The 18,541-nt window shown below is 64.6% G+C and carries 27 protein-coding genes; all 27 read left to right on the top strand.

Going from position 1 to position 18,541, the window contains the following annotated elements:
* The first annotated feature begins 1 nt into the window (after position 1).
* The 27 genes from rpsS to sphsw_RS01710 all read left to right on the top strand — a co-directional run bounded on the left by rpsS (position 2) and on the right by sphsw_RS01710 (position 18,186).
* Positions 2-277: a 30S ribosomal protein S19 gene (gene rpsS, locus sphsw_RS01840; RefSeq protein WP_031393761.1), complete on the top strand. Its 276-nt coding sequence runs from the start codon at positions 2-4 to the stop codon at positions 275-277.
* Positions 277-654, top strand: a complete 378-nt coding sequence (gene rplV, locus sphsw_RS01835; protein WP_037529220.1) for a 50S ribosomal protein L22 — start codon at positions 277-279, stop codon at positions 652-654. Before rpsS ends, rplV begins: the two co-directional genes overlap by 1 nt.
* Complete coding sequence (rpsC, locus tag sphsw_RS01830; RefSeq protein WP_031393759.1) at positions 654-1,361, top strand: 30S ribosomal protein S3; 708 nt, start codon at positions 654-656, stop codon at positions 1,359-1,361. The genes rplV and rpsC overlap by 1 nt, the downstream gene beginning before the upstream one ends.
* Before the next feature lie 15 nt (positions 1,362-1,376).
* Positions 1,377-1,811, top strand: coding sequence for a 50S ribosomal protein L16 (gene rplP, locus sphsw_RS01825; protein ID WP_031393758.1), 435 nt, complete (start codon positions 1,377-1,379; stop codon positions 1,809-1,811).
* Between the two features lie 4 nt (positions 1,812-1,815).
* Positions 1,816-2,022, top strand: coding sequence for a 50S ribosomal protein L29 (gene rpmC / locus sphsw_RS01820; protein ID WP_031393757.1), 207 nt, complete (start codon positions 1,816-1,818; stop codon positions 2,020-2,022).
* A gap of 10 nt (positions 2,023-2,032) precedes the next feature.
* Positions 2,033-2,305, top strand: a complete 273-nt coding sequence (gene rpsQ / locus sphsw_RS01815) for a 30S ribosomal protein S17 (protein ID WP_031393756.1) — start codon at positions 2,033-2,035, stop codon at positions 2,303-2,305.
* Positions 2,306-2,469: 164 nt separating this feature from the next.
* Positions 2,470-2,838, top strand: coding sequence for a 50S ribosomal protein L14 (gene rplN, locus sphsw_RS01810; protein WP_031393755.1), 369 nt, complete (start codon positions 2,470-2,472; stop codon positions 2,836-2,838).
* Entirely contained in the window at positions 2,838-3,155 is a 318-nt protein-coding gene (rplX, locus tag sphsw_RS01805) for a 50S ribosomal protein L24 (RefSeq protein ID WP_031439112.1), read from the top strand. The genes rplN and rplX overlap by 1 nt, the downstream gene beginning before the upstream one ends.
* A complete protein-coding gene (gene rplE, locus sphsw_RS01800) occupies positions 3,148-3,762 on the top strand; it encodes a 50S ribosomal protein L5 (protein ID WP_042466294.1) in 615 nt (204 codons plus the stop codon). Before rplX ends, rplE begins: the two co-directional genes overlap by 8 nt.
* 65 nt (positions 3,763-3,827) lie before the next feature.
* Positions 3,828-4,133 (top strand): 30S ribosomal protein S14, encoded by a 306-nt coding sequence (rpsN, locus tag sphsw_RS01795; RefSeq protein ID WP_031393752.1) that lies wholly within the window; start codon positions 3,828-3,830, stop codon positions 4,131-4,133.
* Between the two features lie 10 nt (positions 4,134-4,143).
* Positions 4,144-4,539 (top strand): 30S ribosomal protein S8, encoded by a 396-nt coding sequence (gene rpsH / locus sphsw_RS01790; RefSeq protein WP_031393751.1) that lies wholly within the window; start codon positions 4,144-4,146, stop codon positions 4,537-4,539.
* Complete coding sequence (gene rplF / locus sphsw_RS01785; RefSeq protein ID WP_031393750.1) at positions 4,539-5,072, top strand: 50S ribosomal protein L6; 534 nt, start codon at positions 4,539-4,541, stop codon at positions 5,070-5,072. Before rpsH ends, rplF begins: the two co-directional genes overlap by 1 nt.
* Positions 5,072-5,428 carry a 50S ribosomal protein L18 gene (gene rplR / locus sphsw_RS01780; protein ID WP_031393749.1) on the top strand — a complete coding sequence of 119 codons (357 nt, stop codon included), beginning with the start codon at positions 5,072-5,074 and terminating at the stop codon, positions 5,426-5,428. Before rplF ends, rplR begins: the two co-directional genes overlap by 1 nt.
* Before the next feature lie 3 nt (positions 5,429-5,431).
* Positions 5,432-6,223, top strand: coding sequence for a 30S ribosomal protein S5 (gene rpsE / locus sphsw_RS01775; protein WP_043156692.1), 792 nt, complete (start codon positions 5,432-5,434; stop codon positions 6,221-6,223).
* 6 nt (positions 6,224-6,229) lie between these two features.
* Positions 6,230-6,406, top strand: coding sequence for a 50S ribosomal protein L30 (gene rpmD / locus sphsw_RS01770; RefSeq protein WP_031393747.1), 177 nt, complete (start codon positions 6,230-6,232; stop codon positions 6,404-6,406).
* 116 nt (positions 6,407-6,522) lie between these two features.
* Entirely contained in the window at positions 6,523-7,065 is a 543-nt protein-coding gene (rplO, locus tag sphsw_RS01765) for a 50S ribosomal protein L15 (protein ID WP_031393746.1), read from the top strand.
* Between the two features lie 325 nt (positions 7,066-7,390).
* Positions 7,391-8,755: a preprotein translocase subunit SecY gene (gene secY, locus sphsw_RS01760; RefSeq protein ID WP_031393745.1), complete on the top strand. Its 1,365-nt coding sequence runs from the start codon at positions 7,391-7,393 to the stop codon at positions 8,753-8,755.
* A gap of 51 nt (positions 8,756-8,806) precedes the next feature.
* Positions 8,807-9,457, top strand: a complete 651-nt coding sequence (locus sphsw_RS01755) for an adenylate kinase (RefSeq protein WP_031439111.1) — start codon at positions 8,807-8,809, stop codon at positions 9,455-9,457.
* A 210-nt stretch (positions 9,458-9,667) separates the two neighbouring features.
* Positions 9,668-10,360, top strand: a complete 693-nt coding sequence (locus sphsw_RS01750; RefSeq protein ID WP_031395241.1) for a winged helix-turn-helix domain-containing protein — start codon at positions 9,668-9,670, stop codon at positions 10,358-10,360.
* A 6-nt stretch (positions 10,361-10,366) separates the two neighbouring features.
* A complete protein-coding gene (locus tag sphsw_RS01745) occupies positions 10,367-11,710 on the top strand; it encodes a sensor histidine kinase (protein ID WP_031439110.1) in 1,344 nt (447 codons plus the stop codon).
* Between the two features lie 49 nt (positions 11,711-11,759).
* Entirely contained in the window at positions 11,760-11,993 is a 234-nt protein-coding gene (locus sphsw_RS01740; protein WP_031395239.1) for a hypothetical protein, read from the top strand.
* 215 nt (positions 11,994-12,208) lie between these two features.
* Complete coding sequence (gene rpsM / locus sphsw_RS01735) at positions 12,209-12,577, top strand: 30S ribosomal protein S13 (protein WP_031395238.1); 369 nt, start codon at positions 12,209-12,211, stop codon at positions 12,575-12,577.
* Between the two features lie 84 nt (positions 12,578-12,661).
* Complete coding sequence (gene rpsK / locus sphsw_RS01730) at positions 12,662-13,051, top strand: 30S ribosomal protein S11 (RefSeq protein ID WP_031395237.1); 390 nt, start codon at positions 12,662-12,664, stop codon at positions 13,049-13,051.
* Between the two features lie 100 nt (positions 13,052-13,151).
* Complete coding sequence (locus sphsw_RS01725; RefSeq protein ID WP_031395236.1) at positions 13,152-14,222, top strand: DNA-directed RNA polymerase subunit alpha; 1,071 nt, start codon at positions 13,152-13,154, stop codon at positions 14,220-14,222.
* 166 nt (positions 14,223-14,388) lie between these two features.
* The gene (gene rplQ, locus sphsw_RS01720) at positions 14,389-14,811 is read left to right on the top strand and encodes a 50S ribosomal protein L17 (protein WP_031395235.1); all 423 of its coding nucleotides are present in this window, start codon (positions 14,389-14,391) and stop codon (positions 14,809-14,811) included.
* 94 nt (positions 14,812-14,905) lie between these two features.
* Positions 14,906-16,462, top strand: coding sequence for a glutamine-hydrolyzing GMP synthase (gene guaA / locus sphsw_RS01715; protein ID WP_031439109.1), 1,557 nt, complete (start codon positions 14,906-14,908; stop codon positions 16,460-16,462).
* Between the two features lie 107 nt (positions 16,463-16,569).
* Positions 16,570-18,186 (top strand): carboxylesterase/lipase family protein, encoded by a 1,617-nt coding sequence (locus sphsw_RS01710; protein WP_031439108.1) that lies wholly within the window; start codon positions 16,570-16,572, stop codon positions 18,184-18,186.
* Positions 18,187-18,541: the final 355 nt, after the last annotated feature.

The following is an 18,541-nucleotide window of genomic DNA, read 5'->3' as shown; positions in this document are numbered from 1 at the left end:
CATGGCTCGTTCAGTCTGGAAGGGTCCGTTCGTGGACCTTCATCTGCTCAAGAAGGCAGAAACCGCCCAGGACACCAACGCGCGTTCGCCGATCAAGACCTGGTCGCGTCGCTCGACGATCCTGCCGTCGTTCGTGGGCCTCACGTTCAACGTCTATAACGGCCGCAAGTTCGTGCCGGTCTCGGTCAACGAGGACATGGTCGGGATGAAGCTGGGCGAGTTCGCGCCCACGCGCTACTTCCCCGGCCACTCCGCCGACAAGAAGGGCAAGCGCTGATGTCTAAGCAAGTCAGCCCGCGCAAGGTCGCGGACAACGAGGCGCTTTCGGTCGGTACGCAGATCCGCGGTTCCGCACAGAAGCTCGGCCTCGTGGCTGCGCTCATCCGTGGCAAGAAGGTCGGCGATGCGATGAACATCCTCGCCTTCTCGACCAAGGGCATGGCGATCGAAGCCCGCAAGGTGCTGGCCTCGGCCATCGCCAATGCGGAGAACAACCACAACCTCGACGTCGACTCGCTGGTCGTCGCCGAGGCATCGGTTGGCAAGTCGATCACGATGAAGCGCTTCGCGACCCGCGGCCGCGGCAAGTCGACCCGCATCCTCAAGCCATTCAGCCGTCTGCGCATCGTCGTGCGCGAGCAGGAAGAAGCATAATGGGTCAGAAGAGCAACCCCATCGGTCTGCGTCTGCAGATCAACCGTACCTGGGATAGCCGCTGGTACGCCGAAGGCGCCGACTATGGTCGGCTCCTGCTCGAGGATCTTAAGATCCGCGCATATATCATGAAGACGCTGCCGCAGGCCGCGATCTCCAAGGTTGTGATCGAGCGTCCGGCCAAGCTGGCCCGCATCTCCATCTTCGCTGCACGCCCCGGCGTGATCATCGGCAAGAAGGGTGCGGACATCGAGAAGCTGCGTTCGACGATCGGCAAGATGACGTCGTCGACCGTGTCGCTGAACATCGTCGAGATCCGCAAGCCGGAAGTCGATGCGCGTCTCGTCGCGCAGGGCATCGCCGATCAGCTCGAGCGTCGTATCGCCTTCCGTCGCGCCATGAAGCGTGCGGTTCAGTCGGCGATGCGTCTCGGTGCCGAAGGCATCCGCGTGAACTGCGGCGGCCGTCTTGGCGGCGCCGAGATCGCACGGTCGGAGAGCTATCGTGAGGGTCGGGTTCCGTTGCACACGCTGCGCGCGAACATCGATTATGCCGAGGCTACGGCGCACACGTCTTACGGCGTTTGCGGCGTGAAGGTCTGGGTCTTCAAGGGCGAGATTCTCGGCAACGATCCGACGTCGTACGACCGCATCATGATGGAGGCTCAGACCTCCGGCGTGCGGCCGCAGCGCGACGATCGTCGCTAAGGGGCAGGAACAGACATGCTGCAACCAAAAAAGACCAAGTTCCGGAAGGCCTTCAAGGGCAAGATTTCGGGCGACGCCAAGAGTGGCTTCTCGCTCAATTTCGGCTCCTACGGCCTGAAGGCCATGGAGCCCGACCGGATCACCGCACGTCAGATCGAGGCGGCCCGCCGCGCGATCACGCGTCACATGAAGCGCCAGGGGCGTTTGTGGATCCGCATTTTCCCAGACCTTCCGGTCTCGGGAAAGCCAGCCGAAGTCCGCATGGGTAAGGGCAAGGGCGCGCCGGAATATTGGGCCGCTCGAGTCAAGCCGGGTCGGATCCTGTTCGAGCTCGACGGCGTCGACGGCAAGATCGCCGCCGAGGCGTTCGAGCGGGCGGCCATGAAGCTGCCGATCAAGGTAAAGGTCGTTGCCCGCCTGGGCGACACCTCGCATCTGGGAGGCGAGTAAGATCATGGCTCGTATCGACGACATGAAGGCCAAGAGCGACGACCAGCTGTCGGAGTCGCTTGGCGAACTGAAGCGCGAGCAGTTCAACCTGCGCTTCCAGGCCGCCACGAACCAGCTCGAAAAGCCGAGCCGCGTTCGTGAGGTCCGCCGCGACATCGCTCGCATCAAGACCCTGCAGGCTCAGCGCACCAGCGCTGACGCCGCGAAGTAAGGAACACATCATGCCGAAGCGCGTGCTGACCGGTCTGGTCGTGTCCGACAAGGGCGACAAGACGGTGGTCGTGAACGTCGAGCGTAAGGTGAAGCACCCGCTCTACGGGAAGATCATCCGTCGCTCGAAGAAGTATCATGCTCATGACGAGAGCAACGAGTTCAAGCAGGGCGAGACCGTGCGGATCGAAGAGACCGCACCGATCTCCAAGCTGAAGACCTGGAAGGTGATCGAGCGGGTCAACACCCACGCGACGCCGGAGCGGGCTTCGGCCGAGGGCTGAATCAAACATGAGGGCAGGGGGGCAACTCCCTGCGCTCTTGTTTTCGTAAACGGGAACGGCTAAGCGGCCGCTCCTCCCCGTTGCGGATTCGTCCGCGGCGGGGTGATTTTTTAGGCGGGGTTCGGTCGGTATCGACCCCAGAGACAGAGAAGGGATACGGATCCATGATCCAGATGCAGTCCAATCTCGACGTCGCTGACAACAGCGGCGCGAAGCGGGTGCAGTGCATCAAGGTGCTTGGGGGTTCCAAGCGTCGTGTTGCAGGCGTTGGCGACATCATCGTCGTCAGCATCAAGGAAGCGCAGCCACGGGGCCGCGTGAAGAAGGGCGACGTTCACCGCGCGGTGATCGTACGTACCGCCAAGGATATCCGCCGTGCAGACGGTACGGTCATCCGCTTCGACGGCAACGCCGCGGTGCTGGTCAACAAGAACGAGGAGCCGATCGGCACCCGTATCTTCGGCCCAGTCGTTCGCGAGCTGCGTGGCAAGAAGCACATGAAGATCATCAGCCTTGCGCCGGAGGTGCTGTAATGGCGAGCCAGCGTATTAAGAAGGGTGACAAGGTCATCGTCCTGTCCGGCAAGGACAAGGGTAAGACCGGCGAAGTCACGATGTCGATGCCGAAGACCGACAAGGTCGTGGTCTCGGGCGTGAACATCGCCGTGCGCCACACCAAGCCGACCCAGGGTGACCCGCAGGGTGGCCTGGTCCGCAAGGAAGCACCGATGCACGTCTCGAAGGTCGCGCACGTGACCGCCGACGGCAAGCCGACCCGCGTCCGCTTCGAGGAGCAGGATGGCAAGAAGGTCCGCGTGGCCGTCAAGACCGGGGAGAAGATCAATGGTTGATCAGAACACCGCCGCTGGCACCGAGGCTGCCTACACGCCGCGCATGCGGAAGATGTATGATGAGACGATCATCAAGGCGATGACCGAGAAGTTCGGCTACAAGAACGTCATGGAGATCCCCCGGATCGACAAGATCGTGCTGAACATGGGTGTCGGCGAAGCGACGCAGGACAAGAAGAAGGTCGACCAGGCAGCCCAGGAAATGGAGCTGATTGCCGGCCAGAAGCCCGTCGTGACCAAGGCCAAGAAGTCGATCGCGCAGTTCAAGCTGCGTGAGGGCATGCCGATCGGCGTGAAGGTTACCCTTCGCCGCGAGCGCATGTACGAGTTTCTCGACCGTTTCATCACGATCGCTCTTCCCCGCGTCCGCGATTTCCGCGGTCTCAACCCGAAGAGCTTCGATGGCCGTGGCAACTATGCCTGCGGTATCAAGGAGCAGATCGTGTTCCCAGAAATCAGCTATGACCGGGTCGACAAGGTCCGCGGCATGGATGTGATCGTGACGACGACCGCCAAGACCGACGACGAGGCTCGCGAGCTTCTCCGTCTCTTCGGCTTCCCGTTCCCGATCGAAGACGACGCTGCCGACGAGAAGAAGGCAGCTTAACTACCAACCGCCGCCCCTGACCTCGTGTCACGGGCGGCGCTTCAGGAAAGAAAGAACTTAAGTCGATGGCGAAACTGAGTTCAGTCAACAAGAACGAGCGCCGCAAGCGCATGGTCAAGCAGTATGCCCCGAAGTACGCGGCACTGAAGGCAATCGCAGCGGACAAGACGCTCGACGATGGTGAGCGTCTGATCGCTCGCCTCAAGATGGCGGCAATCCCGCGCAACGCGAACCCGACCCGCATCCGTAACCGGTGCGAGCTGACCGGTCGCCCGCGCGCTTATTACCGCAAGTTCCGGCTCTGCCGTATTCAGCTGCGCGATCTGGCCAACAAGGGCCTGATCCCCGGCGTCACGAAGTCGAGCTGGTAAGGACTACATCATGGCAGTGACCGATCCCCTGGGTGATTTGCTCACCCGTATCCGTAATGGCCAGCGCGCGAAGAAGGACTCCGTCCTGACTCCGGCGTCGAAGCTGCGCGTCCGCGTGCTCGACGTTCTGCAGCGCGAAGGCTATATCCGTGGCTATAGCGAAGAGCAGATGGGCCCCGCGGCCGGCCTTCGCATCGAGCTGAAGTATTTCGAGGGCCAGCCTGCGATCAAGCATGTCGCGCGCGTCTCGAAGCCCGGCCGTCGCGTCTATTCCGGTTCGCAGGAACTTCCCCGCGTCCGCAACGGCCTCGGCATCACCATCGTCTCGACGCCCCGCGGCGTGCTTTCGGATTCCGAAGCACGTGAGCAGAACGTCGGCGGCGAAGTCCTCGCGGAGGTGTTCTGATGAGCCGTATTGGTAAGAAGCCGGTCACCGTACCGGCGGGCATCACGCCGACGATCGAGGGCAAGCAGCTGACGATGAAGGGCCCCAAGGGGACCCTGAAGATGCCGCTGCGCGACGAGATCAGCTACACGATCGAAGACGGCGGCATTTCGGTGCAGCCGGCCAACGACACCAAGCGCGCTCGCGCGTTCTGGGGCATGCAGCGGACCATGGTGCAGAACCTGGTCACCGGCGTGTCGGAAGGCTTCACCAAGAAGCTGCTGATCAGCGGCGTCGGCTATCGTGCCGCAGCCCAGGGTCGCAACCTCAAGCTGCAGCTCGGCTACAGCCATGACGTCAACATCGACGTGCCCGAGGGCATCGAGGTGAAGACGCCGGACAACACGACGATCGAGATCTCGGGTTCGGACAAGCAGATGGTTGGCCAGCTGGCCGCGGAGATTCGTCAGTGGCGCAAGCCCGAGCCGTACAAGGGCAAGGGCATCAAGTACGACGGCGAGTTCATCTTCCGCAAGGAAGGGAAGAAGAAGTAATGACCAAGGGACTTTCTCTTTTCGCCAAGCGGCGTCGCCGCAACCGTACCGCGCTGCGCGCACGCGCGGGCACCCGTCCTCGCCTGTCCGTGCATCGCTCGGGCAAGCACATCTATGCCCAGGTGATCGACGATGCCGCCGGCACGACGGTCGCTTCGGCCTCGACGCTGGAGAAGGACGTTCGCGGCACGTCCGGCGCCAACATCGACGCGGCGACTTCGGTCGGCAAGCGCGTCGCCGAGGCTGCCAAGGCAGCGGGCGTGACCCAGGTCGTGTTCGATCGCGGCGGCTTCCTCTACCACGGTCGCGTGAAGGCTCTTGCCGATGCCGCGCGCGAAGCCGGATTGGAGTTCTAAGACATGGCTGACGAAAACAACACGCCAGCGGTAATCGCACCCGAGACGACCGCACAGGACGTCACGGCTCAGAACGTGCCCCAGAGCACCGGATACCAGGGCAACAGCGGCGGTGGCCGTGGTCGTCCGGGTGGCGGCGGCGGTGGCGGTCGTGGTGGCCCCGGCGGCAACCGTGGCGGTGGCCCCGGTGGCAACCGTGGTGGTCGCGATGGCGGTCGTGGCGGTCGTGACAATCGTGGCGGTCGTCCGGGTTCGGACGATGGCGGCGAAGAGCTGATCGAGAAGCTGGTGCACATCAACCGCGTCTCGAAGACGGTCAAGGGCGGCAAGCGCTTCGGCTTTGCAGCACTCGTCGTCGTCGGCGACGGCAAGGGCCGTGCAGGCTTCGGTCATGGCAAGGCACGCGAAGTGCCGGAAGCCATTTCGAAGGCGACGGCAGCTGCCAAGAAGAAGATGGTTCGCGTTCCGCTCAAGGACGGTCGCACGCTGCATCATGACGGCAACGGTCACTTCGGTGCCGGCAAGGTCACGCTGCGGTCGGCGCCTCAGGGTACGGGCATCATCGCCGGTGGCCCGATGCGCGCCGTCTTCGAGTCGCTGGGTGTCGCAGACGTCGTGACCAAGTCGGTCGGCACGTCGAACCCCTACAACATGATCCGCGCAACGTTCGAAGCCCTTGGCGAGCAGACCTCGCCCAAGGCCGTCGCACAGCGTCGCGGCAAGAAGATCGCCGACCTGCTCGGCCATGGTGGTTCGAAGACCGCCGAGGCCGATGCAGCTGCGATCACGGAGTAAGCGATCATGGCTACCATCAAGATCACGCAGACCGGTTCGCCGATCCGCCGCGAGAAGGACCAGCGCGCAACGCTGGTCGGTCTCGGTCTGAACAAGATGCACAAGACCCGCGAGCTGGAAGACAGCCCAGAGGTCCGCGGCATGATCCGCAAGGTGCAGCACATGGTGTCGGTCGAAGGCTGAGCCTTCACGACCCACGTGACAAATACGGGAAAGGGGGCTAACGGCCCCCTTTCTTATTCCAGAATCCAACCCGGTTTTTCAACCAGCGCGTAACAAGCGAAAGCGAGTGCATTACCATGAAGCTCAACGAACTCCGCGATAACGAAGGTGCCCGTAAGTCCAAGATGCGCGTCGGACGCGGCATCGGCTCGGGCAAGGGCAAGACCGGCGGCCGCGGCCAGAAGGGCCAGAAGAGCCGTGAGGGCGTGTCCATCGCCGGCTTCGAAGGCGGCCAGATGCCGCTCCACATGCGTCTGCCTAAGCGCGGCTTCAACAACATCTTCCGCAAGGACTTCGCAGAGGTCAACCTCGGCGCGATCCAGCTCGCGGTTGATGCCGGCAAGATCGAGGCGAACGCCACGCTCGACCACAACGCGCTCAAGGCCGCTGGCCTCGCACGCGGTGGCAAGGACGGCGTCCGCCTCCTCGCCAAGGGCGAGCTGACCACGGTCCTCTCGTTCACCGTCGACGGCGCGTCGAAGGGCGCGATCGAGGCGGTCGAGAAGATCGGCGGCAAGGTCGAGGTGATCCACTTCGTCCCCGCAGCCGAGAAGGCTGCCGCCAAGAAGGGCGTGAAGTACAAGGAGCGTGCGGCGCACAAGGCGTCGTTCAAGGCCTGAGCCGAACGAGAAAGGGGGCGGGTGCGAGAGCGCCGGCCCCTTTTTTTTATATGCCTGACCTGGCGGCTTCCTGTCGCCCGCTTTCGACCCGCCCGTTTTTCAGGACCACCCTTCCTCCGTTCGCCCTGAGCGTAGTCGAAGGGTACGTCACCTGGGGCAACGTCCTTCGACTTCGCGCAGGACGAACGGGGCAGGGGGCGACCGAGCGCCCCTCGGGCTCGCATAACGCACCTAGGCATTAGACAAGCGCGCTCCTGCGCCTATATGAGCGGCGGGGGCGGTCACAACGCTTCCCGCCTTCTTTGTTTCCAGGACGATCACACGTATGGCATCCGCAGCCGACCAGATGGCGCAAAGCGTCAGCCTGTCCAAATTCGCCAAGGCGACCGATCTCAAGAAGCGGTTGTGGTTCACGATCGGCGCCCTGATCGTCTTCCGCCTGCTCAGCTATGTTCCGTTGCCGGGTGTCGACCCGACCGCGCTGGGCCTGTTGTCGCAGCAGACACAGGGCGGCGTGCTCGACTTCTTCAACACCTTCTCGGGTGGCTCGCTCAGCCGCATGTCGCTGATCGCGCTCGGCGTGATGCCCTACATCACCGCCTCGATCGTGGTGCAGCTCGCGACCTCGCTGAGCCCCACGCTTGCCGCGATCAAGAAGGACGGCGAATCAGGCCGCAAGCGGCTGAACCAGTATACCCGCTACGGCACGGTCGGCCTGACCGCGGTGCAGGGCTATTTCATCGCCGTCGGGCTCGAGACGCTCGGCGCGAACCAGGGCATCGCCGCGGTGATCGAGCCGGGCATGACCTTCCGCATCGCGGCGGTCATCTCGCTGATCGGCGGCACGATGTTCCTGATGTGGCTCGGTGAGCAGATCACCAGCCGCGGCATCGGCAACGGCGTCTCGCTGATCATCATGGCGGGCATCGTCGCGCATCTGCCGACGACCCTGGTGAACTTGCTCGAGGGCGGCCGTTCGGGCAGCCTCGACCCGATCAAGCTGATCGGCATCATCGTCGCGGTCGTCCTCCTCGTCCTGTTCATCTGCTTCATGGAGCGCGCGCAGCGTCGCATCCTGATCCAGTATCCCAAGCGCCAGACGCAGCGCGGGATGCAGGCCGATCGCAGCCATCTGCCGCTGAAGATCAACACCGCGGGCGTCATCCCGCCGATCTTCGCCTCGTCGCTGCTGCTGATGCCGCTGACGATCTCGCAGTTCGCCGGACAGCGCGTCGCGGGTGAGTCGCAGTGGGGCGATTTCATCATCACCCTCAACCAGTATCTGCAGCACGGCAGCCCCGTGTACATGCTGCTCTACGGTGCCGGCATCATCTTCTTCTCGTTCTTCTACACCGCGATCGTCTTCAATCCCGAAGAGACGGCGGACAATCTGAAGCGGCATGGCGGGTTCATCCCCGGCATCCGTCCGGGCAAGAACACCGAGAACTATTTCGATTACGTACTGACGCGCATCACCGTCATCGGTGCCGCCTATCTGACGATCATCTGCCTGCTGCCCGAATATCTGGTCACGGCGCTGTCGATCCCCTTCTATCTCGGCGGCACAAGCCTGCTGATCGTCGTCAACGTGACGATGGATACGGTGACACAGATCCAGAGCCATCTGCTCGCGCATCAATATGGCGATCTGATCAAGAAGGCGAAGCTGAAGGGCGGTCGACTTCGCTAAGTTGCGGGGTTACCGGTTTATAATCCTGCACGAACGAGGGGAGTGCGTTTCGTGAATATCATCCTTCTTGGCCCGCCAGGCGCGGGCAAGGGCACGCAGGCCGCGACGCTCGTGGCCGAACGCGGCATGGTCCAGCTGTCCACCGGCGACATGCTGCGCGCTGCGGTCGCCTCGGAATCGCCCGTCGGCCTTCAGGCGAAAGCCGTGATGGCGGCCGGCGGCCTGGTGAGCGACGACATCGTGTCGGGCATCATCGGCGAGCGGCTCGACCAGCCCGATACCGCAAACGGCGTGATCTTCGACGGCTATCCGCGCACCGCGGCCCAGGCCGAGGCGCTCGACGGGCTGCTCGCAGCCCGGGGCCGTACGCTCGACTATGTGATCGAGCTTGGTGTCGACGAAGCCGCACTGATCGACCGCGTGGTTGGCCGGTACACCTGCGCGAACTGCGGCGCCGGCTATCACGACCGGTTCAAGCAGCCGGCGGTTGCCGGGGTCTGCGACGTGTGTGGCTCGACCGAGTTCAAGCGCCGTCCCGACGACAATGCCGAAACCGTCAAGACGCGGATGGCCGAATATCGCGCCAAGACCGCGCCGATCCTGCCGATCTACGATGCGCGTGGTCTCGTGCGCCGCGTCGACGGGATGGCGGACATCGGCCATGTCGGCGTCGCGATTGCGGCGATCCTCGACGACCACTGATTAGACGATCACCGACCCTAACATGACAGGTTTGTCATGTTCGGGTCATCCCCCTGTCGAGTGCCCGATCCTAAGAGACACGTGTCGCCCGAAAGAGCGGCGCGAGTTTCCAGAGATCGGTGCCCGTCACTCCCGGGGGTACCGTGGGGGCCGGCGGGAAGTGATTTCCGCCGGCCTTTCCGTTATGGGATAGGGGAAAGCGATGACGCCGTGAACCGCAAGATCCTGATAGTCGAAGATGATGTGTCCACCGCGAGCTATCTCGCAAAGGGACTGACCGAAGCGGGCTACGCCGTCGAGACCTGTGGCGATGGGCGTGACGGACTGTTTCTTGCCAGCGAGGGGATCTTCGACCTCATCATCGCCGACCGGATGCTGCCAGGGCTCGACGGCCTCGCCATGGTCAGCGCGGTCCGCGCGGCCGGCATCGTCACCCCGGTCCTCATCCTTTCCGCGCTCGCGGCGGTCGATCACCGGGTCGACGGGCTGAAGGCCGGGGCCGACGACTATCTCTGCAAGCCCTTCTCGTTCGCGGAACTGTCGGCGCGCGTCGAGGCGCTGGTGCGCCGGTCGGACCGCCTCGCGAGCGATCCGCAAAAGACCAAGCTGTCGGTCGGCGATCTCGAGATCGACCTGCTTTCACGCGTCGTGTCGCGCGGCGGGCACACGATCCCGCTGGGTGCGCGCGAATTCAACCTGCTCGAATTCCTCGCCCGGCATGCGGGGCAGGTCGTGACGCGGACGATGATGCTCGAGAAGATCTGGAACTATCACTTTGACCCAGGATCTAACGTCGTCGACGTTCATATCGGGCGGTTGCGGCGCAAGCTCGAGGACGGGTTCCCGACGCCGATCCTCCATACGGTACGCGGGGCAGGATACCGGCTCGCCGTGGAGGGCTGAACCGCGATGCGGTTGTCGGTCACCGCGCGGATCGCGCTGCTCGCGATCATGCTGTCGCTGGTGTCCAACCTCGCGCTGATCGGCTTCGTCTGGAAACAGACCAGCGCCGATGCGATCGATGCGATCCGGCGCGAGACCACCGAACAGTCTGATGCGCTGCGCACCGTCTGGCAGGTCGGCGGTATTCCCGAACTGCGCCAGGCGATCGGCGAGGCGGTCAGCCCCGGCGACGTCTCGCTGGTACTCGCGCTCGTCGACGCGGACGGACGTACCGTCCAGGGAGTCGCGCCTGCGCGGCTGACCGTGCCGCTGCGGATGACCCGCTTCAGGATCGCCCGGCTTGGCGACGACGCGTTGTGGAATGCGCGCGAGACGGGGTACGCCCTGTATCCTATCGGCCGGCAATGGCTGCTGACGGGCCGCAATCTCGACCTGATCGCGGCGGAGGAACGTGCGATGGAGCGCGCGCTGGCCTTCGCCATCACCCTCTCGCTCGCGCTCGGCATCGTCGGGGGGCTCGTGCTCGCGCGCTATGTCGGTCGGCGTCTCGACGGGATAGCGAGTGTCGTCGAGGCCGCGGGCGAGGGTGACCTGTCACGCCGGGTGGCCGTGGTCGCGGGTGGCGGTGACGCGTTCGACCGGCTGGCCGCGCGGCTGAACGTCATGCTCAGCAAGCTTGAGGGGGTGATGGCCGAGCTGCGCGTCGTGACCGACAGCCTGGCCCATGACCTGCGCTCGCCGTTGGCACGGTTGCGGACCAAGACCGAGCAGGCGGTGCTGATCGCGGACCCCGACGCGCGTGAAGTGGCATTGGGCGGGCTGCTGACGGAAACCGACCTCGTCATGCGGATGCTGACGATGGTGATCGAGATCAGCCGGTCTGGATCGGTGTCGCGCGACCGGTTCATCCAGGTGTCGCCTGCGAATCTGCTCGAGGAGATCGGTGAGCTCTATGCCCCGGTCGCCGAGGATGCGGGCCTGAGCTTCGTCGTGGCGATTGACGATCGGCCTCCGGCCATGGCGTTGCACCGCGAACTGCTGAGCCAGGCGATCACCAACATGATCGACAACGCGCTGCGGCATGGGGCCAGTGGTGGCACGGTAACGCTGCGCCTGATCGAGCGCGGTGACGGCGTCGTGATCCAGGTCGAGGATCGCGGGCCAGGGATCGCGGTGGCGGACCGTGCACAGGCGCTCAAGCGATTCGGGCGGCTCGACAGCGCACGCACGACCCCGGGGGCGGGGCTGGGCATGGCGCTGGTCGAGGCGGTCGCGCGGCTGCATGACGGGCGGTTCGAACTGGGTGACAATGCGCCCGGCCTCGTCGCGCGGATCGTCCTGCCGGTCTGACCGCGCGCGGGGATGGCTTTGTGCGTGCGGACGCGGCAAGAGGCGGCCGATGGACGCACTTTCGCTTTTCGGGCTTGCCGCGGTCTCCTTCACCCTGCTGTGCTATGCCAAGGAATCGGGATCGCATTGGTGGACGTTCGGCTTCGCCGTTGGATGCCTGTTCGGATCGGCCTATGGCTTCCTGCAGGGGGCATGGCCGTTCGGTCTGGTCGAGCTGATCTGGTTCGTCGTCGCGCTGCGGCGCTGGATCGTGATGCGACGGGTGGCCGAGCCCCGGCCCTGACGCGGTCGCACTTTACGCATCGCAGGGGCGCATCACGCGGGCGGCGGAACCCGCGGCTTGACAGTTCGTTAGCGCGCGCCTAATTCGACCTCCCCGATACGACGGTTCCCGGCGGCGCTCTTTTGCGTTCGCCGTTATCGTGCGTTTCGGATCATCGCTAGGAGATGAGGGCCGTGCAGCCATGCCGGACCTCGTGGAGCAGGAGAACCAAGTTCATGGCACGTATCGCGGGTGTTAATATCCCGACCAACAAGCGCGTGGTAATCGCGCTGACCTATATTCACGGCATCGGTTCGACCAAGGCCAAGGAAATCGTCGCGAAGCTCGGCATTGCCGACACCGCACGAGTCCAGGACCTGACCGACCAGGAAGTGCTGCATATCCGTGAGGCGATCGACGCCGACTACACGGTCGAAGGCGATCTGCGTCGCCAGGTGTCGATGAACATCAAGCGCCTGATGGATCTCGCCTGCTATCGTGGTCTTCGTCACCGCAAGGGCCTGCCGGTCCGCGGCCAGCGTACGCACACCAATGCGCGCACCCGCAAGGGCAAGGCCAAGCCGATCGCCGGCAAGAAGAAGTAATCCGACTCAACACCGGATTACTCCGCCGGCGCTGGTCCCGAGGGACCGCCCGGCGTCACGCAGATACAGGTCAGGAAATACACCATGGCACGCGAACCTCAGCGCATTAAGCGGCGCGAGCGCAAGAACATCACCTCTGGCGTCGCACACGTGAATGCCAGCTTCAACAACACCATGATCACGATCACCGATGCCCAGGGCAACGCGATCTCGTGGTCGTCGGCCGGCGCAATGGGCTTCAAGGGCTCGCGCAAGTCGACTCCGTACGCGGCGCAGGTCGCAGCGGAAGACGCCGGCAAGAAGGCCGCCGAGCACGGCGTCCGGACGATCGAAGTCGAAGTGAAGGGCCCCGGTTCGGGCCGCGAGTCGGCACTGCGTGCGCTGCAGGCGGTCGGTTTCCAGATCACGTCGATCCGCGACGTGACCTCGATCCCGCACAACGGCGTTCGTCCTTCGAAGCGTCGTCGCGTCTGATTTCTCCGACGTTGCCCGTGCGCGGTTGATCGCGCGGCACGGGTGCATATTCATGGCCGGTGGACGTCCTGTCCGCCGGCCCCCAAATTAGGGGAAGCAAGTGTCTGTCAACGCAAAGAACTGGCAGGAACTCAAGAAGCCCAGCGGCCTGGAGAAAAAGGCCGGTGGCGACACCAAGCGCAAGGCGACCTTCATCGCCGAGCCGCTTGAGCGTGGCTTCGGCCTGACGCTCGGCAACGCGCTGCGTCGCGTGTTGCTTTCGTCGCTGCAGGGCGCGGCCGTGACCTCGATCAAGATCGAGAACGTGCTGCATGAGTTCTCGTCTCTGGCCGGCGTCCGCGAGGACGTGACCGACATCGTCCTCAACGTGAAGCAGATTGCGATCCGCATGCAGGGCGAGGGGCCCAAGCGCCTCCAGCTCTCGGCAACGGGTCCGGGTGAAGTCAAGGCTGGCGACATCGCCGTCTCGGGCGACATCGAGATCATGAACAAGGATCTCGTGATCTGCCACCTCGATGAGGGTGCAACGCTCAACATGGAGCTGACCGCCGACATCGGTAAGGGTTACGTGCCCGCGACCGCAAACCGCCCGGCCGACGCGCCGATCGGTCTGATCCCGGTCGATGCGCTCTACTCGCCGGTACGTCAGGTTTCGTACAAGGTCGACCCGACCCGCGTCGGTCAGGACCTGGATTACGACAAGCTGACGCTGACGATCGAAACCGACGGCACGATCACCCCGGAAGACGCAGTCGGCTATGCCGGTCGCATTCTCCAGGACCAGCTCGCGCTGTTCGTGCACTTCGACGATTCGTCGGTCACCCGTTCGTCGGCCCCGATCGGCCAGGCAGCACCCGCTGCCGGTGGTGCGGAGCCCGCAGGCGACACGCAGCAGATCAATCGGTACCTTCTCAAGAAGGTCGACGAGCTCGAGCTGTCGGTGCGTTCGGCGAACTGCCTCAAGAACGACAACATCATCTATATCGGCGATCTGGTCGGAAAGACCGAAGCCGAGATGCTGCGCACGCCTAACTTCGGCCGCAAGTCCTTGAACGAGATCAAGGAAGTGCTGTCGTCGATGGGTCTTCGCCTGGGCATGGAAATCCCGGGCTGGCCGCCTGAGAACATCGAAGAGATGGCCAAGAAGCTCGAGCAGGAAATCATGGGCTGAATGCGAAGCCGTCCGTTATCCTAACTCAAGGCAGGATGACGAACGGCACCGTATTCTACCCTGGATCCCAGCCTTCGCTGGGATGACGGATAATCGGGTGGGCCGCCGTCCCCACCAGCTCCCGGGTACCTCATACGGCCCCTGAACGAACGAAAAGGTATTAAACATGCGCCATCGCGTAGGCGGCCGTAAGCTTCAACGGACCTCGGCCCACCGTCTTGCTCTGTTCCGCAACATGAGCGCCGCGCTCATCAAGCACGAGCAGATCACCACCACCGTCGCCAAGGCGAAGGAACTGCGTCCCTACATCGAGAAGCTGATCACGCTCGCGAAGAAGGGTGGCCTGTCCAACCGTCGTCTCGCGCACGGCAAGCTGCTCGACGATGCACAGCTGGTGAAGCTGTTCGACGTTCTGGCGACCCGCTATGCGGATCGCAACGGCGGCTATACCCGCGTCATCAAGGCTGGCATCCGCATGTCGGACGCCTCGCCGATGGCGGTCATCGAGTTCGTCGACCGCGACGTCTCGGCGAAGGGCCAGGATTCGGGTCCGGTGATGTCGGACGAGGATTACAACGAAGCGGCATAATCCCCGCCTCTCGTTAGTCGAATTGCAGGCCGCGTTTCCCATCCGGGAGGCGCGGCCTCTTTCGTTACGGGTCCCATCCGGCTATGCGCCCGACATGGAGCACCCAGACAGCATTCTCATCGTCGATTTCGGCAGCCAGGTAACCCAGCTGATCGCCCGCCGCGTGCGCGAGGCGGGCGTCTATAGCGAGATCGCCCCCTTCCAGTCCGCCGCGGCCGCGTTCGAACGGATGCAGCCAAAGGGGATCATCCTGTCGGGTGGCCCCGCCTCGGTCACGACCGAGAACAGCCCCCGGGTGCCGCAGCATTTCTTCGAGGCGGGGATCCCGATCCTCGGCATCTGCTACGGCCAGCAGGTCATGTCCGCACAGCTCGGCGGCAACGTGATCGTCTCGGGTGACGGCGGCGAATTCGGCAGCGCGTTCGTCGAGGTGAAGTCGCCTTGCGCGTTGTTCGACGGGCTGTGGGCCGAGGGCGAGCGGCATCAGGTCTGGATGAGCCATGGCGACAAGGTCGACGCGATCCCGCCGGGCTTCACCCCCGTCGCGGTGTCGACCGGTGCCCCCTATGCGATCGTCGCCGACGAGGCGCGGCGCTTCTACGGCGTGCAGTTCCATCCCGAGGTCGTCCACACGCCCGACGGCGGCAAGCTGATCGCGAACTTCGCGCGGCACGTCTGCGGGCTCAGCGGCGACTGGACGATGGCCGAGTTCCGCGAGACCAAGATCGCCGAGATCCGCGCGCAGGTCGGCACGGGCCGCGTCATCTGCGGCCTGTCGGGCGGCGTCGATTCGGCGGTGGCGGCGGTGCTGATCCATGAGGCGATCGGCGAGCAGCTCACCTGCGTCTATGTCGACCACGGGCTGATGCGCGCGGGCGAGAGCGAGCAGGTCGTCAGCCTGTTCCGCGGTGCCTACAACATCCCGCTGATCCATGTGAACGTGGAGGAGCTGTTCCTCAGCGGTCTCGCGGGCATCACCGACCCTGAGCTGAAGCGCAAGTTCATCGGCAAGACCTTCATCGACGTGTTCGATGCCGAGGCCAAGAAGCTGGGCGGGGCGGAGTTCCTGGCTCAGGGAACGCTCTATCCCGACGTGATCGAGAGCGTCAGCTTTACGGGCGGGCCATCGGTGACGATCAAGAGCCACCACAATGTCGGTGGTCTCCCTGAGCGCATGAACATGAAGCTCGTCGAGCCCTTGCGCGAGCTGTTCAAGGACGAGGTCCGCGTGCTGGGTCGCGAGCTCGGGCTGCCGGAGATCTTCGTCGGGCGCCACCCGTTCCCCGGACCCGGCCTCGCGATCCGCATCCCCGGCGAAGTTACCAAGGAACGCTGCGACATCCTGCGCAAGGCGGATGCGATCTATCTCGAGGAGATCCGCAATGCGGGGCTCTACGACACGATCTGGCAGGCGTTCGCGGTGCTCTTGCCCGTGCGCAGCGTGGGCGTGATGGGCGACGGTCGAACCTACGACAACGTCCTCGCCCTGCGCGCGGTGACGTCGACCGACGGGATGACCGCGCAGGCGTTCCAGTTCCCTGGCGACTTCCTGCCGCGCGTGGCGACCCGGATCATCAACGAGGTCAAGGGCATCAACCGCGTCACCTACGACTATACGTCGAAGCCGCCCGGCACGATCGAGTGGGAGTGAGCCCCATGGGCGGCGTGCGCCTCTTCGCCTGAGCGGTTTCCCCGATTGCAGGATGGGCGCGGGTGTTCCATTCCCTCGTAGACAAGCAGGACCGGGGGAGAGCGGTGATGAGCATGCAGAGGGCGTCGACGACGCTGGCGATCGCGATGACGTGTGTTGCCGCGATGGTCCCGGGCACAGGCGCGGCGCAGGGCGTGACGCCCGCGGTCCAGGTCGAGGGCGGTTCGGTGACCGGCACGACGGCCGCAGGCGTCGCAGTCTTCAAGGGCATACCCTTTGCAGCGCCGCCGGTCGGCCCCTTGCGGTGGCGGGCGCCGGAGCCGGTGCAGACATGGTCGGGCGTGCGCGCGGCGGACCGTTTCGGACATGACTGCATGCAGCTGCCCTTTCCGAGCGACGCCGCGCCGCTCGGCACGACGCCGGCGGAGGATTGTCTCGTCCTCAACGTCTGGCGTCCGGCGGCGTCAGGGGCACCGAAACCCGTGCTGGTCTGGATCTATGGCGGCGGGTTCGTGAATGGCGGATCGTCGCCTGCGGTCTATGACGGGTCGGCGTTCGCACGGCAGGACGTCGTGTTCGTCAGCTTCAACTACCGGCTCGGACGGTTCGGCTTCTTCGCGCACCCCGCGCTGAGCGCGGCGAACGAGGGACCGCTCGGCAACTATGCGCTGCTCGACCAGATCGCGGCGTTGCAATGGGTGCGGTCGAACATCGCGAAATTCGGGGGCGATCCGGCGCAGGTCACGCTGATGGGTGAATCGGCAGGGGGCGCTTCGGTGTTGAACCTGATGGCATCGCCGATGGCAAAGGGCCTGTTCGCGCGCGCGATCGTGATGTCGGGCGGCGGGCGCACGCTGATCGGTGGCGTGCCGCTTCGCAGTGAGGCGGGCGGCAGGCCTTCGGCCGAGACGATCGGCGTCAACTTTGCGACGACTCAGGCCATTACGGGACAGTCTGCGGCGGAAACGCTCGCGGCGCTTCGCGCATTGCCCGCCGAGCAGGTGCGCGGCGACTTGAACCTTGCCTATCGGGGCCCGGTGGATGTGCCGACCTATGCGGGCGGACCGATCGTCGATGGCCGCGTCGTGGTCGGCACGACCGACGGGGCGATGCGGCGGGGGACCGCGATGGCGGTACCGATGATGGTCGGGACCACCGATGCGGATATCGCGGGCTTTGGCGAGACGTCCAAGGAGGGGCTGTTCGCCAGCTTCGGTGCGCAGGCCGACGCCGCCCGCGCCGCCTATGATCCCGCGGGCACGCAGGAGCTTGCCGCGATCGGTCCCGAGGTGGGACGCGACCGCCTGATGCACGAACCCGCGCGGCTCGTCGCGCAGCAGACGCAGCGCGTGGGCCAGCCCGCCTATCTCTATCGCTTCGGCTATGTCGCGCAGTCGATGCGCAAGGACTGGTCGGGCGCACCGCATGCCACGGACATCCCGTATTTCTTCGACACGGTTGCCGCGAAATACGGCGCGGCGCTGACCCCGCAGGACGCCCGCGCCGCGCAGCTCGCCAACCGCTATGTCGTCAATTTCGTGCGGAAGGGCGATCCCAATGGTTCAGAACTGCCGCGCTGGCCGGCCTTCGACGCACGCCGGGGCGCCGTGCAGCTGCTGCAGGCCGATGCGAGCGCGATCAACGGCGTGGATCCGCTCAAGGCCCGGCTGGATGCGGTACAGGGGGCCGCCGACGCCGTGGCAGCAGGTCCCGAACGGCACTGACGCACGCCGCGCAGCGCTCACGCACATAGGTCGTGCGTCCGTGTCTTCTTTCGCTTTCTGAAGGAATCGGCCCGCTCGAGAAAAGGGGATAACTCGTGCGGGCCGCAGTCCAGCGCCGACGCTGCTGTCTTGGGGAAGCGCGTCGGACAGATCGGATATGGGCGGAATGCCGCGATGTATCAAGACTTTTGAAAGGAAGTTGTGCCGACCGATTGCGGGACAAACCTGGAGATCGAATTGCGATTCGGCGATCCCGATTGCGCTGTGTGTGGTCTGCACCGAACGATGCCGACCAAGCGGGGAGGGATGGTGCTGCGCGCCCCGCCGGCCCGTGTGACTGAAAACTGGCGGGGCG

It is taken from the genome of Sphingomonas sp. FUKUSWIS1, from assembly GCF_000733135.1.
In the GTDB taxonomy this organism is placed as follows: Bacteria; Pseudomonadota; Alphaproteobacteria; order Sphingomonadales; family Sphingomonadaceae; genus Sphingomonas; species Sphingomonas aerolata.
This window is presented reverse-complemented; position numbering and strand designations above follow the sequence as displayed.

Bases quoted from the DNA above. Each gene is read 5' to 3' on its own strand.
- rpsS (WP_031393761.1), top strand. From the start codon at position 2: ATGGCTCGTTCAGTCTGGAAGGGTCCGTTCGTGGACCTTCATCTGCTC.
- rplV (WP_037529220.1), top strand. From the start codon at position 277: ATGTCTAAGCAAGTCAGCCCGCGCAAGGTCGCGGACAACGAGGCGCTT.
- rpsC (WP_031393759.1), top strand. From the start codon at position 654: ATGGGTCAGAAGAGCAACCCCATCGGTCTGCGTCTGCAGATCAACCGT.
- rplP (WP_031393758.1), top strand. From the start codon at position 1,377: ATGCTGCAACCAAAAAAGACCAAGTTCCGGAAGGCCTTCAAGGGCAAG.
- rpmC (WP_031393757.1), top strand. From the start codon at position 1,816: ATGGCTCGTATCGACGACATGAAGGCCAAGAGCGACGACCAGCTGTCG.
- rpsQ (WP_031393756.1), top strand. From the start codon at position 2,033: ATGCCGAAGCGCGTGCTGACCGGTCTGGTCGTGTCCGACAAGGGCGAC.
- rplN (WP_031393755.1), top strand. From the start codon at position 2,470: ATGATCCAGATGCAGTCCAATCTCGACGTCGCTGACAACAGCGGCGCG.
- rplX (WP_031439112.1), top strand. From the start codon at position 2,838: ATGGCGAGCCAGCGTATTAAGAAGGGTGACAAGGTCATCGTCCTGTCC.
- rplE (WP_042466294.1), top strand. From the start codon at position 3,148: ATGGTTGATCAGAACACCGCCGCTGGCACCGAGGCTGCCTACACGCCG.
- rpsN (WP_031393752.1), top strand. From the start codon at position 3,828: ATGGCGAAACTGAGTTCAGTCAACAAGAACGAGCGCCGCAAGCGCATG.
- rpsH (WP_031393751.1), top strand. From the start codon at position 4,144: ATGGCAGTGACCGATCCCCTGGGTGATTTGCTCACCCGTATCCGTAAT.
- rplF (WP_031393750.1), top strand. From the start codon at position 4,539: ATGAGCCGTATTGGTAAGAAGCCGGTCACCGTACCGGCGGGCATCACG.
- rplR (WP_031393749.1), top strand. From the start codon at position 5,072: ATGACCAAGGGACTTTCTCTTTTCGCCAAGCGGCGTCGCCGCAACCGT.
- rpsE (WP_043156692.1), top strand. From the start codon at position 5,432: ATGGCTGACGAAAACAACACGCCAGCGGTAATCGCACCCGAGACGACC.
- rpmD (WP_031393747.1), top strand. From the start codon at position 6,230: ATGGCTACCATCAAGATCACGCAGACCGGTTCGCCGATCCGCCGCGAG.
- rplO (WP_031393746.1), top strand. From the start codon at position 6,523: ATGAAGCTCAACGAACTCCGCGATAACGAAGGTGCCCGTAAGTCCAAG.
- secY (WP_031393745.1), top strand. From the start codon at position 7,391: ATGGCATCCGCAGCCGACCAGATGGCGCAAAGCGTCAGCCTGTCCAAA.
- sphsw_RS01745 (WP_031439110.1), top strand. From the start codon at position 10,367: ATGCGGTTGTCGGTCACCGCGCGGATCGCGCTGCTCGCGATCATGCTG.
- sphsw_RS01740 (WP_031395239.1), top strand. From the start codon at position 11,760: ATGGACGCACTTTCGCTTTTCGGGCTTGCCGCGGTCTCCTTCACCCTG.
- rpsM (WP_031395238.1), top strand. From the start codon at position 12,209: ATGGCACGTATCGCGGGTGTTAATATCCCGACCAACAAGCGCGTGGTA.
- rpsK (WP_031395237.1), top strand. From the start codon at position 12,662: ATGGCACGCGAACCTCAGCGCATTAAGCGGCGCGAGCGCAAGAACATC.
- rplQ (WP_031395235.1), top strand. From the start codon at position 14,389: ATGCGCCATCGCGTAGGCGGCCGTAAGCTTCAACGGACCTCGGCCCAC.
- guaA (WP_031439109.1), top strand. From the start codon at position 14,906: ATGGAGCACCCAGACAGCATTCTCATCGTCGATTTCGGCAGCCAGGTA.
- sphsw_RS01710 (WP_031439108.1), top strand. From the start codon at position 16,570: ATGAGCATGCAGAGGGCGTCGACGACGCTGGCGATCGCGATGACGTGT.